The organism is Streptomyces sp. NPDC007929, assembly GCF_042959065.1.
Lineage (GTDB): Bacteria > Actinomycetota > Actinomycetes > Streptomycetales > Streptomycetaceae > Streptomyces.
The window spans coordinates 526,584-541,130 of sequence record NZ_JBIBKD010000006.1 but is presented as its reverse complement, the minus strand read 5'-3'; the positions used below and the strand labels follow the sequence as shown (position 1 = coordinate 541,130).

The following is a 14,547-nucleotide window of genomic DNA, read 5'->3' as shown; positions in this document are numbered from 1 at the left end:
ACGCCCGGGGGCTGAGCACAAGGCCGCCCCGGAGGCGATGCCTCCGGGGCGGGCCCATCCTCCGCAACCCCCGTGTGCGGTGGTCCGTGCGCGACGTCCGGCTACTCCGTCGCGATCGCGTTCAGGACGTTCATCCGGCCCGCCCGGAACGCCGGGATCAGGGCGGCGAACAGGCCCACGAACGCCGAGCCGATGAAGACGCCGATGATCGTCGGCCAGGGGATGTCCAGGACACCCAGGCCCTCCAGGGCGAGCAGCTGCTGTGCCGTGGCGCCCCAGCCCATGCCCAGTCCGAGGCCCAGCAGGGCACCGAAGAGGGCGATGACGACCGACTCCATGCGGATCATGCGGCGCAGCTGGCGGCGCGAGAGGCCGATGGCCCGCATCAGACCGATCTCCCGGGTGCGCTCCACCACCGACAGGGCCAGGGTGTTCACGACGCCCAGGATGGCGACGATGATCGCCAGGGCCAGCAGGCCGTAGATCATGTTGAGCAGCTGGCCGATCTGGTCCTTCAGGGCGTCCTTGTAGTCGGTCTGGTCGCGCACGACGTACTGCGGGTAGTCGTGCAGCGCCGACTTCAGGGACTTGTAGGCGGCGTCCGTCTGCCCCTCCTTGGCGCTGGCGAAGACCAGCGAGTCCAGCGGCATCTTGTCGGCCGGGACGTACTTGGCCATCGTGGCGATGGAGGTGTACATCGCGCCCGCGTCGATCACGACGTCACTGCTGGTGATCGCCCGGACGGTCAGGTCGGCCGCGGAGCCGTCCTTGAAGGCCACCTTGATCTTGGAACCGAGGCGGATGCCGTGGTCCTCGGCGAATTTCTCGTGGACCGACATCGAGTCGGGCTTGTAGGCGTCGGGCAGCTTGCCGGCGACCGTCTCGGTGCGCAGGTCGGTCGCGTACGACGGGTCGGCCGCCGTGATCGCCGTGTCCTTGAGCGTCTTGCCGTCGGGGGTGGTGAAGTCGGCCTTGGTCCACTTGTACTCGGTGACCCGCTCCACCTCCGGCGCCGACTTGGCGGCCTTGACGGCCTGCGGGGTGATCAGCTGGCCGCTGTCGGACTGGATGATGAAATCGGTGCCGACGGTCTTGTCGAGCTGGTCGGTGGCGGACGCCACCATGGAGGAGCCGACCACGGACAGGCACGCCACCAGGGCGAGGCCGATCATCAGGGCGGCGCCCGTCGCGCCGGTGCGGCGCGGGTTGCGCAGGGCGTTGCGCTCGGCCATGCGGCCGACGGGGCCGAACATGCGCAGCAGTACGGCGCCCAGGACCCGGACCACGGCGCCGGCGAGGAGCGGGCCGATGACGACGAACCCGATCAGCGACAGCACGATGCCGAGGCCCAGCCACAGGGAGCCGTCCTTGGCCTTGTCGGCCGCCGAGGCGAGGTAGAGGGCGAAGCCGCCGGTGCCGGTGAGGACCGTGCCGATCGCGGCGCGGATCCAGCCGGACTTGGCGTCGGCGGGGGCTCCCGCGTCGCGCAGTGCGGCCATCGGGGAGATCTTGCCGGCGCGCCGGGCGGGCAGGTAGGCGGCCAGCACGGTGACGATCACGCCGAGGACGAGGCCGACCACCGGCGTCGTCCAGGCCACGGTGAGGTCGTCGGTGGACAGTTCCATGCCGATCTGGCCCATGAGCTTCATCAGGCCGATGGCGAGACCGACGCCCGCGCCGACGCCGAGCACCGAGCCGACGATGCCGAGCAGCAGCGCCTCGGCCAGCACGGAGCGGTTGACCTGCTTGCGGGAGGAGCCGATGGCCCGCATCAGGCCGATCTCCCGGGTGCGCTGGGCGACCAGCATGGAGAAGGTGTTGATGATCAGGAAGATGCCGACGAGGAAGGCGATCCCGGCGAAGCCGAGCATCGCGTACTTCATGACGTTCATGAAGCCCTCGACGTCCTTCTGGTTGGCGTCGGCGGTCTCCTTGGCCGTCTTCACCTGGTAGCCGCCGCCGAGTTCGGCCGTGACGTTCTTCTTCAGCTGTGCGTCGCTGACGCCGGTGGCCGCGGTGACGTTGACGTTGGTGTAGACGTCGCTCTCGCCGACCAGGGCCTGCTGGGCGGTCTTGGTGTCCAGGTAGAAGATCGCGGCGCCGGGGTTGGTGACGGTGAAGTCGGCGATGCCGGAGATCTTCGCGGTGTGGGTGCCGACGGCGTTGATCACGCCGATCTCGTCGCCGAGCTTCAGGCCGTGCTTGTCGGCGGTGTCGGCGTCGACCATGATCTGGTCGGCTTCCTCGGGGGCCGCACCGGAGGTGATCTTCATGGTGCGGGCCTCGTTGGCGTTCCAGCTGCCGACGATGGTCGGGGCGCCGCTGGAGGGCGACAGGTTGTCCTTGTCGGCGTCGACGACCGTCACCGAGGTGGAGAACACCGCGCCCTCGGCGGACTTCACGCCCTGCGCCTTGCGGACCTCGCCCAGCACGGAGGCGGGCATGACCGGCGGCTTGCCGTTGTCGGCGGTGGTCTCGCCGGTGTCGGAGGCGCCCTTGGCGCTGACCGTCACATCGGAGGAGGTGGCCGCGAAGAGCTTGTCGAACGTGGTCGACATGGTGTCCGTGAAGACGAGGGTCCCGCAGACGAACGCGACCGACAGCAGGACGGCGATCGCGGAGAGCGCCATCCGGCCCTTGTGCGCGAGGAAGTTGCGCATCGAGGTCTTCATGACGGTCATGACGTGCGCCCCCGGGCGTCGAAGTCCTTCATGCGGTCCAGGACGGCCTCCGCGGTCGGCTTGAACATCTCGTCGACGATGCGGCCGTCGGCGAGGTACAGCACCCGGTCCGCGTAACTGGCGGCGACCGGGTCGTGGGTGACCATCACGATGGTCTGGCCCAGCTCGTCGACCGAGCGGCGCAGGAAGCCGAGGACCTCGGCACCGGCGCGGGAGTCGAGGTTTCCGGTCGGCTCGTCCCCGAAGATGATCTCGGGCCGGGCCGCCAGCGCCCGCGCCACGGCGACGCGCTGCTGCTGGCCGCCGGAGAGCTGGGTGGGGCGGTGCTTGAGCCGGTCGGCGAGCCCGACGGTCTCCACGACCCGCGTCAGCCACTCCTTGTCCGGCTTGCGGCCCGCGATGTCCATGGGCAGCGTGATGTTCTCGATCGCGTTGAGCGTCGGCAGCAGGTTGAACGCCTGGAAGATGAAGCCGATCCGGTCCCGGCGCAGCTTTGTGAGCTTCTTGTCCTTCAGGCCGGTGATCTCGGTCTCGTCGAGGTAGATCTGGCCGTCCGTCACGGTGTCGAGCCCGGCGAGGCAGTGCATGAGCGTGGACTTGCCGGACCCCGAGGGGCCCATGATCGCGGTGAACTGGCCGCGTGCGATGTCCACGTCGACGTGGTCGAGGGCGACGACACGGGTCTCACCGGATCCGTACGCCTTCACGACCTGCCGCGCCCGCGCGGCAACGGCCGTACGCCCTCCAGTACCCCCGTGCCTGGGAATGGTCACAGCCGAAGTCACGGTATGTCTCCTATATCGGTCAGCAGATGGTGAAGGCGGTCGCCTGGTCGACAGCCGCTTGCGCGTTGCCGGACCAGGAGTCCGTTCGACGCGTTGTCAGTCTCGTTGCGAGGAGGGGTCCCGCGCCCTGGTGTTCAGCGCAGTCTTTTGCTGTGGAAAACCCCACCCCCGCCGGTGTGCCAACCGCCCCCCGGCGGCATAAAGCCAGGTTAAGGACGAGCCCTGGCCCGTCTCGTCCTCCGTCGGTACGAACCCTCCCCAGGTCGTAGTACGGAGGTACCCCTAGGGGCAGTCCACCGCAGGGTGGAGACGGTCTCAGGGTTCGCTCCACCCGCCGGCCCGGCCAGGCTCCACCCTCCCGTCGCGTCAGGGTCAAGTGGGAAGCTGTCCGCGGCAGGTAGATGCAAGGGGCAGGCATACGACGGGACCCGTGGCGCGGGCGCGGCCGGGGCGAAGGGGGAGGCACCGGGTGGGCAGCACCAGCTCCGCGGCACGGGAGGCCGCACATCCGGCCGCGACCGGCAGGCGCGGAGCCGTCGTCGCGGCACTGATGCTCTCGATGGCGCTGGCGGCGCTCGACGCGACCATCGTCTCGACGGCCCTCCCGCAGATCGTCGGGGACCTCGGCGGCTTCTCCGTCTTCTCCTGGCTGTTCTCCGGCTATCTGCTGGCCGTGACCGTCACCCTGCCCGTCTACGGCAAGCTCTCCGACACCTTCGGCCGCAAGCCGGTCCTCATAGCCGGGTCGGTGGTCTTCCTGCTCGGGTCCCTGCTGTGCGCGGTGGCCTGGAACATGGGGGCGCTCATCGCCTTCCGCGTCGTGCAGGGCCTGGGCGGCGGCGCGCTCCAGGGCACGGTGCAGACCCTCGCCGCCGACCTCTATCCGCTGAAGGAGCGCCCCAGGATCCAGTCGAAGCTCTCGACGGTGTGGGCGGTGTCCGCGGTCGCCGGCCCGGGCCTCGGCGGGGTGCTCGCCGCGTACGCGGACTGGCGCTGGATCTTCCTGATCAACCTTCCGATCGGCGCGGTCGCGCTGTGGCTGATCGTCCGTCACCTCCACGAGCCGGAGCGGGAGGACACCCCGCGGGCGCGCGTGGACTGGGCGGGCGCGCTCGCGGTGTTCGCCTGCGGCGGCGTGCTGCTCACGGCCCTGGTGCAGGGCGGGGTGGCGTGGCCGTGGCTGTCGGCGCCCTCACTGGCACTGTTCGGCGCGGGATTCGCCCTGGTCGTGGTCGTGGTGCTGGTGGAGCGCCGGGCGGCGGAGCCGATCATCCCGGGCTGGGTGTGGCGGCGCCGTACGATCGCCGCGGTCAATCTCGCCCTGGGCGCGCTGGGCCTGCTGATGGTCGCGCCGTCGGTGTTCCTGCCCACCTACGCCCAGTCGGTGCTGGGCCTCGCCCCCGTGGCCGCCGGATTCGTGCTGTCCGTCTGGACGTTGAGCTGGCCCGTGTCGGCGGCACTGAGCCAGCACGTGTACCGCAGGATCGGCTTCCGCAACACCGCGATGCTGGGCATCGGCACGGCCTCCGTGATCCTGTTCGCGTTCCCCTTCCTGCCCTATCCGGGTCAGGCGTGGCAGCCGACGCTGCTGATGCTGCTGCTGGGCGCCGCGCTGGGCCTGTTCCAGCTGCCCCTCATCGTCGGTGTGCAGTCGACGGTGGGCTGGGCGGAGCGGGGCACGACGACCGCGTCCGTGCTGTTCTGCCGCCAGAGCGGCCAGACGATCGGCGCCGCGGTGTTCGGCGCGGTCGCCAACGGGGTGCTGGCCGCACGGCTCGGCGGCGCGGGCGACCTGGACTCGGTGACGCGGGCGCTCGATTCGGGCACGGCACCGGAGGCGACCCGTCGGGCGATCGCGGACGCGGTGCACGCGGTCTACCTCGGCGCGGCGGGCGCGGCGGCCCTGGCGTTCCTGGTGCTGCTGTTCCTGGCGCCCCGGAAATTCCCGGTCCTGGGGGACTGAGCGTCCGTATCCTCGCGCCCATGGTGAGCTTGGAACTCCTGCGGGCCGATCACGCCGACGCGCTGCTGGCGTTCGAGCGGGAGAACCGGGCGTACTTCGCGCGCACGGTGCCGGACCGCGGGGACGCCTTCTTCACACCGGACGGGTTCGCCGCGCGTCTCGGGGCGCTCCTCGAAGAGCAGCACGCGCGCGTGTGCCGCTTCCATGTCGTCCTCGGGGAGGACGGCGAGCTGATCGGCCGGGTGAACCTGATGGATCTGGCGGGCGGCAGCGCCGAGCTCGGCTACCGCGTCGGCGAACAGGCCGCCGGGCGTGGCGTGGCGACGGCGGCCGTCGCGCGGGTGTGCCGGCTGGCGGCGACCGACTACGGCCTGACGGCCCTCACCGCGCGCACGACCCTCGACAACCTCGCCTCCATGAGGGTCCTGACCCGCAACGGATTCACACGGGTGGAGAACACGACGGTGGGTGGACAACCGGGGGTCCGTTATGTGCGCCGGAGCCTCGACGCCGCGAGGAGCGCCGGGCGCTAGCGACTTCACGGCTCGGGTGACCCGCCCGGACCTGCGAAGAAAGCGAGTTAACGCGGGTAACACCCCTGGTCGAAAAGGTAAGCGCGTACCGACCAATCAGTTTGCCGAAACCCTCGCGCTGGACCCCTACTCCGAAGTAGCGTGCGTGGCTCCCGCCCCCCACCTCCCTGCGGCCCGCCGCACCGGATCCCACCCTCGCAAGGAGAACCGGGATGTCCTACGACCCGTCCCCGTCCTACCCGTACCGCCCACCCGAACCACCCCCGCGCCCGGCCTCGCCCCCGTCCCCTTCGTACGACGGCTACACGTACGACACCTACCCCTGGGCACCGCGGGAGGAGCCCGAGCCTGCCGGACGGCGTCCCCAGCGCCATGCCGCGCTCGGGCACCACAGCGACCTCCGTGTCCTGCGCACCGCCTACCGCTGGCAGCGCCGCGTGGCCACGCTCACCGCGCTCGGCTACTTCGTTCTGTTCCTGATCCTCTCGGCGTTCGCCCCGTCGTTCATGACGAGCACCGTCACCGACGGTCTGCCCACCGGCCTGCTGCTCGCGCTCATCCAGGTCCCCGTGACCTGGCTGGCGATCGCCCTGTACGAGCAGACCGCCCGCCGCCGCGTCGACCCGATCGCGGACCGCATACGCAAGCACGCCGAGCTGGACGCGAAACGAGAGGGGACACGGTGAACACCGACTTCAGCGGCAACGCCCAGGCCATGTCCCTGGTCGGCTTCTCCGCCGTCGCCACGATCACACTGCTGCTGTGCGTGATGACGGGCCCGGACCGGGACGACCTGGACGAGTTCTACACCGGCTACAGCTCCCTGTCCCCCATGCGCAACGGCCTGGCCATCGCGGGCGACTACATCTCCGCCGCGACCGTCCTCGGCACCGGCGGCGTCATCGCGCTGTTCGGCTACGACGGGGTCGTGCTGGCCCTGAGTACGGCCCTGTCGCTGATGCTGCTGATGTTCCTGCTGGCCGAACCACTGCGGAACGCGGGCCGCTTCACCATGGGCGACGCCCTGACCCGCCGGATGCCGGGACGCGGTGTCCGCATCGCCGCCTGTGCGGTGACCCTGGCGGCGCTGCTGCCGCTGATGCTGGTCCAGCTGGCCGGAACCGGGCAGCTGATGGCGTTCATCCTCGGCTTCTCCGGCGAGTCGCTGCAGACCGGCTGCATCATCGGCGTGGGCGCGCTGATGATCAGCTACGCGGCGATCGGCGGCATGAAGGGCACCGCCCTCATCCAGATCCTGAAGATCGTGATGCTGCTCGGCTCCGGCATGATCATCGCGGTGCTGATCCTCAACCGCTTCGACTGGGACCCGGGCGCGTTGTTCGCCTCGGCCTCCCAGAACAGCGGCGTGGGCTCGGCGTTCGTCTCCTCGGGCCTGCAGTTCTCCGGCGGGCCCCACCCCGACCTGGACATGATCACCGCGCATCTGACGGTGGTCCTGGGCGGTGGCGTCCTGCCGCACGTCACCATGCGCATGTACACGGCCTCCAGTGCCCGGCAGGTGCGGCGGTCGATGTCCTGGGCGGTCTCGGGCGTGGCCCTGTTCGTGCTCGTCATCACGGTCATCGGCTTCGGCGCGACCGCGCTGGTCGGGCGCGAGCTGATCGCGCAGGTCGACCCGCAGGGCAACACGGCGTATCTGCTCGGCTCGCAGGCGGCGTTCGGCGCGGACGTGTCGTCGGCGGAGACGTTCCTGTTCACGACCGTCACCACGGCGGTCTTCCTCACGCTGCTCGCCTCCGTCGCCGGGATGATCCTGGCCTGCGCCAACTCCCTCGCGCACGACGTGTTCGCGGCCCGGGTGCAGGAGATGTCGCCGCGGCGCGAGATGACGGTGGCGCGGCTGTCGGCACTGGCCGTGGGCGTCCCCGCGATCCTCCTGGCCACCCAGGTCCAGCATCGCAGCCTGCAGTGGCTGGTGACGCTGTCCTTCTGCCTGGGCGCCTCGGCGATCGCGCCCGCGCTGGTCTACAGCCTGTTCTGGCGCCGCTACACGCGAACGGGCCTGCTCAGCACGCTCATCGGCGGCTCCCTGGCGGTCCTGCTGCTGATGCCGGGCACCAACCTGGTCTCCGGCTCCCCGCTGTCGGCCTTCCCCGAGGCCGACTTCAACTGGTTCCCGTTCACCACGACGGGCCTGGTCTCCATCCCCCTGGGCTTCGCCTGCGGCTGGCTGGGCACGCTGGCCTCCGGCCACCGCAAGTCGGAGGAACAACGCCACCAGTACGAGGCGGTGGAGGGCTGGATCCTGGCGGGAGCGGTCCGCAGGGACCAGTGAGGTGACGCGAGGTCCGGAAGCCCGCCTCCCAACAGGCTCGCCATGCCATGCCATGCCGAGCCGTGCCGACGGCTGCGGCTGCGGCTGCGGCTGCGGCTGCGGCTGACGGTTGGCCGCTGGTGGTTGGCGGTTCGCGGCTGACGGCTGAGGCGGGCGGTTGGCGACGGGCGGAGCTTTCGGGTGACTGACCCTTGGCTGCGGGCTGCCGACGGTTGTCTGTCGGCAGCCCAATCACCGGCGGATGGGTGCAGGCAGTAGGCCGCAGGCCGCGTGGGCGCGGTCAGCCTCGTTTCGGTGCCGTCCGTTCCGCCCAAGCCGTCAGGCTGGTGTGGATGCGGTCGATGTGGGAGTGGGCGGCGTCTCGTTGGGCGGCGTGTTCGGCGAGGAGGCGGTTGGTCTCCTCGGCCACGGTCTCGGCGTGTTCGCGGGCCTGGGCGACCAGCTCCGCGGCATGGGCGTGGGCCTCATCCTCCAGGTCGCGGGCGGAGTCCTCCGCGTCGGCGAGGGCCCGCTCGGCGTCGGACAGGGCTTCTTCGGCACGGGCCAGGGCCTCCTCGCCCTGCGCGTCCGACTCGGCCTCACGGGCGGCCTCCTCGCGCTCGACCGCCGCCCACCGTTCGGCGCGCTCCTTGTCCTGCTCGGCCAGCATCCCAAAGGTGCGCTGCCGCATCTCCCGCAGTGCGGCCACCGCCTCGCCCCGCCCCTCCTCCGCCTCACGCCCTGTCACGCCCCGGATCTCGTCGGCCTCGGCGTGGGCGGCGAGCAGCCGCTGACGGGCGCGTTCGTCGCCGTCGGCGCGTACGGCATCGGCGTACGCCCGGGCGGACTCGCGCACAACGGCCGCGGACGACCGTGCCGCGTCCACCTGTTGCCGCGCATCTGCCAGCGCTCCCTCCCGTACGGCGGTGGCCTCCTGCTCACCGAGTTCGAAGAGCCGCCGTGCACGTTCGCCGAGCGTGTCGTAGGTCTGCGGGGCCAGCCCGGCCACGGCCTCGCGCAGCCGCTGGAGTTCCTCGTCCATCCTCCGGGCGAGCACCGTGAGGCGGGCTGCCCTCTCCCAGGCAGTGTCCCGTTCCGCGGAGAGGGCGTCGGCGTAAGCGTCGACCTGCTCGGGACGGTAGCCGCGCCCTCGCACGGCGCGGAAGCCGTGCGAGGACGCCGTCGCGCTGCTCATCCGGACCCCTCTCCACCACACCGGTGCGCAGGGCACGCGCACCGATGCGAAGTAGCGCTAGAAATGGGATGATTTCGCGCACATCTTGGTGGACCAGACGGAAGTGTGCCTAACGCGACACTCCGCACACAGGTCACGGGCCGTCAGCCCCAGGTCGTACCCGCGGGCTCCTGGATGGTCGTGTTGATGCGGTTGAACATGTTGGTGACGGCGACGGTGAGGATCAGCGCGGAGAGTTCCTTCTCGTCGAAGTGGTCGGCCACCTCCTCCCACAGTGCGTCCGAGACCGGCTCCCCGGAGAGGTCGGAGAGCCGCGTCATCGCCTCCGTCAGCTCCAGCGCGGCGCGCTCGGCGTCCGAGAAGAAGGGCGCGTGCCGCCAGGCGGCGACCGCCCCGATGCGGTCCTCGCTCACCCCGGCCTTGCGGAGGTTGGCCACGTGGCCGTGCACGCAGGCCCCGCAGCCGTTGATCTGGCTGGCCCGCAGCCCGGCGATCTCCGCCACGTCCTGTGCCAGGCCACTCTCCACGATCGCCTGGAAGACGGTGCCGATGCCCTTCATCGCGCGGGGAAGAACGTACGCCGGGTTGGTCATCCGTGCCTGCATGGTCTCTGCCTCCTGTGTCGGCGGTGCGCCGTGCGCCGCTGTCACTTCACTGACGGAGCGACGGAGGAAGGTGTGACAGCCCGGCACGAAGTCTTTTCGACGCGGACATCAGAGGCGGGCATCAACAGACGGTCAGCAACTGGCGGGCATCGACAGGCGGGCACAAAGTCGCGGGCACGAGAGAGCCGGGTCCGGTCGTACGAACGACCGGACCCGGCTCCTTGTGGCACGTCAGCGGCGAAGCGTCACAGCAGTCCGTCCCACATCTGCTCCAGCAGCACCGACCACCAGCTCTCCGGCGACCCCAGAGCCGCCGGGTCGAGCGCGGCCAGCTGGGCCTGGAAGTCGACGGTCCAGCGGCCCGCCTGCTCCTGGTTCAGCCCGAACCGCAGCCGCCACATCCGCCCGAGCAGCGCCAGGCAGCGCGCGAACTCCGGCAGCCCGGTGTTCACGAACTGCGGCGGTACGGGCGCCCCGCCCGGCCCCGCCTCCACCGGCACGGCGACGATGTTCGCCGTGCCGTACTGCACGCAGATCGCCTTGCCGAAGTCGCTGCCCATCACCAGGTAGGAACCGGCGTCCGAGGCCGGCTGCACCCCGCGCTCGGCCGCCAGCTCCGCCAGCGTCGGAACGGGCCGGCCGGGCTGCGCCTGCGCCCAGAAGAACGGGCCCATGTCCATCGGCAGTCCGGCCGCCACCAGCGTGTGCGCCACCACCGGCGGCACACCCTGCCGCGACACGGCGGCCTGCTCGAACCGGAACACCCCGGGCCCGAACGCGGCACCCAGCTCCTGCCCGATGGCCTCCGGCGGAATCGGCGGCACCATCTGCACCGGCGGCAGCGGAGCGCGCACCGGAGCCGGGCGCGCCGGGCCGTCCGCCACCTGGTGCAACTCGCCCTGGTGGGCCAGCAACTGCTGCATCCCCTGCTGCCGGCTGGCGTGATCCGTGCCGTACGGCGCGATGCTCGTGATGCGCGCCTGCGGCCACTGCTCCCGGATCATCCGCGCGCAGTACGCCCCCGGCAGCTCGCACGACTCCAGCTCGGTGTGCAGTTCCAGCACCTGGTCCGGGGGCACGTTCATGGCCCGCAGCTCGTGGAAGATCTGCCACTCCGGGTGCGGCGTGCCCGGCGCGGAACGCCGGATCAGCTGCTGCTCGGAACCGTCCTGCGCGCGGTAGCGCAGCACGGCCTGATAGCCGGGCCCGACCGTCGGCTGCCCGGTCGGCTGCTGCGGATAGCCGTACGCCTGCGGCTGCCCGGGGACGGGCTGGCCGGGCGGCGGCATCGCCCCCGGGGGCATCGCGCCGGGCGGCATCCCGGGCGGCACCGCGCCCGGCATCCCCGGTGGCATCGGCTGCGCACCCGGCGTGCCAGGGGCGCCCGGGGCGGCACCGGGGGCGGCGGGCGGCGCGCCGGGAGCCTGCGGCGGCGGAGGCACGCCGGGGCCACCGCCCGCCGGGGGCGTGGCCAGCATGGTCTCGGCGTGGTGCACGGGCCCGGGACCACCGGGAGCACCCGGGGCACCAGGCGGTTGCGGCGCACCAGGCGGATTGGGAGCGCCCGGCGGCTTCGGCGCTCCCGGAGCACCAGGAGCACCGGGAGCGCCAGGAGCTCCAGGGGGAGCCGGAGGCTGCGGCGCACCCGGGCCCATCCGACTCGGGTCGGCGAGCATCGTGGCAGCGTGGTGGACACCGCCGGGCGGCGTACCGCCCGGGGCGCCGGGAGGCCCTGGCGGATTCGGCGCACCAGGCACACCGGGAGCACCCGGAGCCCCCGGCGGCGGCAGCGGCGTACCGGCCCCCGAGGAGTCCCCGGCCCCAGGACCACCCGGACCACCCGGCCCACCCGGACCGTCCGGCCCGAGCGCCGACACCATCTGCGTGGGCACATAGCCGCCCGCGGGAGTGCCCGGCGCACCGGGCCCCGACGGCGGAGGCGTACTGCCGGGCCGAGCACCGGGCGTCCCCGGGGCGCCCGGAGGAGGCGGAGTCGACGGACCCGTACCCCGGCGCCCGGGCGGCGGAGCGGCCTTGCTGGTCGCGGCGTCGGCGATGTCCCCGGCGTTCGGAGCGACCCCCGGCCCGGCGGCCCCCGGCCCGGCGGCCGGCGTGGGCGTACTCCCCTGCGGGGCCTGCGGATACCCGTACGGCTGCCCGCCGGGCACGGGCGGAGGCGTACCGCCCTGCGGCACACCACCGGGCGGCGTCCCCGGAACACCCTGAGCACCCGGAGCACCCGCGGCAGCGGAAGCACCCGGCGTACCGGGCGCACCGGGCGCCGCCCCCGGCCCCTGCGCGTTCGGGTCCTCGACCGCGGGCGACAGCGCCGTCGGCGGCAGCTGACTGCCACCCGACATCAGCGTGGTCTTGGCCTCGGGCGTCGCCGAGGGCGGAGCGGGAGAGTCGCTGTCGGCCCCGCTCAGCGGCGGCGCGAACACCGTCGCCGGCAGCGGCACGGAACGGTCGTCACCGGCGTCCGCGTTGGTGTCCGTACCGGCCCAGGGAGTCGCCCCCGCAGGCACGCCCGGCGCCGCCGGAGCCCCGGAAGCACCCGCGTCGCCCTCGGCGCCGGAGTCACCACCCCCGGCCGCCGGCCACGAGGCACCACTCCCCGGCGCGGCAGACGCACCCGCACCGGCACCCGCAGGCGCACCGGCACCGGCACCCGCACCCGCACCCGCACCCGCACCCGCACCCGCAGCACCCTGCTCCCCAGCGCCGTCGCCGGCCCCGGACCCGGCCCCGGACCCCGCACCACCACGCCGATCCGGAATGCCCAGTTTGTCCGCCGCGTCCTGCAACCACTCCGGCGGAGTCAGCAGGAACGACGTCTGGTTCAGATCCACCCGCGCGGCAGGCGCCGCCGGTGCCGGCTCGTCCGCCGCGTCCGGACGGCCGTACTCCTCCTCGTACCGCCGGATCACCTCACCCACCGGCAACCCGGGCCACAACGTCGCCTCGCCACTGTCCCGCGCGATCACCAGCCGCTGCGCACCACCGTCCGACCGCGGCCCGTCCGCCCGGTCCTCGGCCCACACCACGAACCCGAGATCGAACTCCCGCACCCGCACCTCACGATGCTGGTACGACGGCACATCCCCGTTGATCCACTCTTCAGCGCGCTCCTGCGCCTGCGCGAAGGTCACCATCGCCGAACTCACTCCCCCACGGCCGAGGACGACACCGCACCCACCGGCACCACACGCGCGAACCCACCGTCCACCATCAGGTTCGCCACCGTCTCCAACTCCGGCGGATTGCCCGCCAGCCGCGACAGGAAGACGTCGAAGTCGTCCCCGCACGGCAACAGCAGCCGCTCCACCCGCTCCGGCGGCGGCATCGACGGATCCACGTCCCGCGCGTCGTCGTACGCGCAGAACCACACCGAACCGATCCGCTCGCCCTTCACCTTCACGGCCAGCAGCCCGCCCTGGACGAACGCGACCCCCAGGAAGTCCTTGGTCAGATGGTCACGCAGACACTTGTTGACATACACCAGGTCATTGACCGCGGCCTCGTCGCGCACCGTGAAGAACGGCTGGTCCACCAGCAGCCCCAGCTCCGCGTCCAGCGCGGCACCCACCGGCGCACAGCCACCCGCCGCCTTCAGGAACGACCGGTACGCACCCGGCAACCGGTAGCCGAGATCCTCCTCGACCCCCTGCACCTGCGACTCCGTCACCGCCACACCCGACTTCGGCAGCCCGAAATGCGCCGGACGCGTCTCCTGCAACGGCCGCGTGCCCCGCTTGGCATGGTCGACACCCGACGTCGCCACACCCCCGTGATGCCGCAGCAACGCCTTCACCTCGACCGGAACCAGCTCCAGCCGCCGCGTACCCACCACGTGGTGCCACGTCCAGCCGTGCGGCGTCGCCACCGCCGGCACCGTGTCCCACAACTCGTGCCCCGACGCCGACAGCGCCGTGTTCGCCGACACATAGTCCGTCAGCCGCAACTCGTCGACACCGAAACCCTCCGGCGGCTCCGCGATCTCCGCGGCCGCGCGCGCGTACACCGAGAAATCGGGGTAACCGTGCTCGTCGACCCGTACCCCTCTCGGGTGACGCGCCGCCCGGACCGGATCCGGGAAGTGCACGACCTGCCCGGAATAGGCCGCGTTCGGCGGCGCGGCTTGCTGCCCGAGCCGACCTGTCGTCATGGCGGTTGCCCCCTGCGGCACTCTGTACGACCCGTATTGACCACCCTTGGCGCACTACGACCCGTATCGACTGTCACTGCACGCGCCGACCGCGGATCACCCTCCGGTTCACTGCATCGAGCCCCGAACGGATCACCGCATCGCCCGCGGTGCCGACAGCCTATGCGGTACGACGACACCGGTCATCGGCACCGGTCAGCACCCCCTCCGCTTCCGTGACCAGGCGTCACCCCACCGTGACGGCACAACCCGCTACGGGCGTGTCGCCGCGCCCCAGCTTCCGCACCAGCCACGGCATTTGGCAGTCTGTGACCCCCGGGGGGATGCACGGAGGGGAAGACGATC

10 protein-coding genes are annotated in these 14,547 nt (G+C 71.8%); 4 read left to right on the top strand and 6 right to left on the bottom strand.

From position 1 onward, the window contains the following. Positions 1–101: 101 nt before the first annotated feature. Positions 102–2,681 (bottom strand): FtsX-like permease family protein, encoded by a 2,580-nt coding sequence (locus ACFZDE_RS23195; protein WP_391202407.1) that lies wholly within the window; start codon positions 2,679–2,681, stop codon positions 102–104. After that, positions 2,678–3,466, bottom strand: coding sequence for an ATP-binding cassette domain-containing protein (locus tag ACFZDE_RS23190; protein ID WP_391004498.1), 789 nt, complete (start codon positions 3,464–3,466; stop codon positions 2,678–2,680). Before ACFZDE_RS23190 ends, ACFZDE_RS23195 begins: the two co-directional genes overlap by 4 nt. A 469-nt stretch (positions 3,467–3,935) precedes the next feature. On the opposite strand from ACFZDE_RS23190, the gene ACFZDE_RS23185 reads away from it, so the two are divergent. The 4 genes from ACFZDE_RS23185 (at position 3,936) to ACFZDE_RS23170 (ending at position 8,258) form a co-directional block, all read left to right on the top strand. After that, on the top strand, positions 3,936–5,429 hold the full coding sequence (locus ACFZDE_RS23185; protein WP_391202404.1) for an MFS transporter: 1,494 nt from the start codon (positions 3,936–3,938) through the stop codon (positions 5,427–5,429). A 20-nt stretch (positions 5,430–5,449) separates the two neighbouring features. Continuing rightward, positions 5,450–5,962: a GNAT family N-acetyltransferase gene (locus tag ACFZDE_RS23180; RefSeq protein ID WP_391202401.1), complete on the top strand. Its 513-nt coding sequence runs from the start codon at positions 5,450–5,452 to the stop codon at positions 5,960–5,962. Between the two features lie 212 nt (positions 5,963–6,174). Next, the gene (locus tag ACFZDE_RS23175; RefSeq protein WP_391202398.1) at positions 6,175–6,648 is read left to right on the top strand and encodes a DUF485 domain-containing protein; all 474 of its coding nucleotides are present in this window, start codon (positions 6,175–6,177) and stop codon (positions 6,646–6,648) included. 29 nt (positions 6,649–6,677) lie between these two features. Beyond that, positions 6,678–8,258, top strand: a complete 1,581-nt coding sequence (locus tag ACFZDE_RS23170) for a cation acetate symporter (protein ID WP_391202604.1) — start codon at positions 6,678–6,680, stop codon at positions 8,256–8,258. Between the two features lie 280 nt (positions 8,259–8,538). Here the strand turns inward: ACFZDE_RS23170 and ACFZDE_RS23165 are convergent, their stop codons facing one another. From ACFZDE_RS23165 to ACFZDE_RS23150, 4 genes are all read right to left on the bottom strand, one after another. Further along, positions 8,539–9,432 carry a cellulose-binding protein gene (locus ACFZDE_RS23165; RefSeq protein ID WP_391202395.1) on the bottom strand — a complete coding sequence of 298 codons (894 nt, stop codon included), beginning with the start codon at positions 9,430–9,432 and terminating at the stop codon, positions 8,539–8,541. Positions 9,433–9,575: 143 nt separating this feature from the next. Further along, complete coding sequence (locus ACFZDE_RS23160; protein WP_391202392.1) at positions 9,576–10,037, bottom strand: carboxymuconolactone decarboxylase family protein; 462 nt, start codon at positions 10,035–10,037, stop codon at positions 9,576–9,578. A 245-nt stretch (positions 10,038–10,282) separates the two neighbouring features. Then, entirely contained in the window at positions 10,283–13,189 is a 2,907-nt protein-coding gene (locus tag ACFZDE_RS23155) for an SUKH-4 family immunity protein (protein WP_391202389.1), read from the bottom strand. Between the two features lie 8 nt (positions 13,190–13,197). Then, positions 13,198–14,202: an HNH endonuclease gene (locus ACFZDE_RS23150; RefSeq protein WP_391004483.1), complete on the bottom strand. Its 1,005-nt coding sequence runs from the start codon at positions 14,200–14,202 to the stop codon at positions 13,198–13,200. Positions 14,203–14,547 lie beyond the last annotated feature (345 nt).

What these genes read in the sequence shown, in the direction of transcription:
- ACFZDE_RS23155 (WP_391202389.1), bottom strand. Translation starts at nt 13,189, where the DNA reads ATGGTGACCTTCGCGCAGGCGCAGGAGCGCGCTGAAGAGTGGATCAAC.
- ACFZDE_RS23195 (WP_391202407.1), bottom strand. Translation starts at nt 2,681, where the DNA reads ATGACCGTCATGAAGACCTCGATGCGCAACTTCCTCGCGCACAAGGGC.
- ACFZDE_RS23160 (WP_391202392.1), bottom strand. Translation starts at nt 10,037, where the DNA reads ATGCAGGCACGGATGACCAACCCGGCGTACGTTCTTCCCCGCGCGATG.
- ACFZDE_RS23180 (WP_391202401.1), top strand. Translation starts at nt 5,450, where the DNA reads ATGGTGAGCTTGGAACTCCTGCGGGCCGATCACGCCGACGCGCTGCTG.
- ACFZDE_RS23175 (WP_391202398.1), top strand. Translation starts at nt 6,175, where the DNA reads ATGTCCTACGACCCGTCCCCGTCCTACCCGTACCGCCCACCCGAACCA.
- ACFZDE_RS23165 (WP_391202395.1), bottom strand. Translation starts at nt 9,432, where the DNA reads ATGAGCAGCGCGACGGCGTCCTCGCACGGCTTCCGCGCCGTGCGAGGG.
- ACFZDE_RS23170 (WP_391202604.1), top strand. Translation starts at nt 6,678, where the DNA reads ATGTCCCTGGTCGGCTTCTCCGCCGTCGCCACGATCACACTGCTGCTG.
- ACFZDE_RS23150 (WP_391004483.1), bottom strand. Translation starts at nt 14,202, where the DNA reads ATGACGACAGGTCGGCTCGGGCAGCAAGCCGCGCCGCCGAACGCGGCC.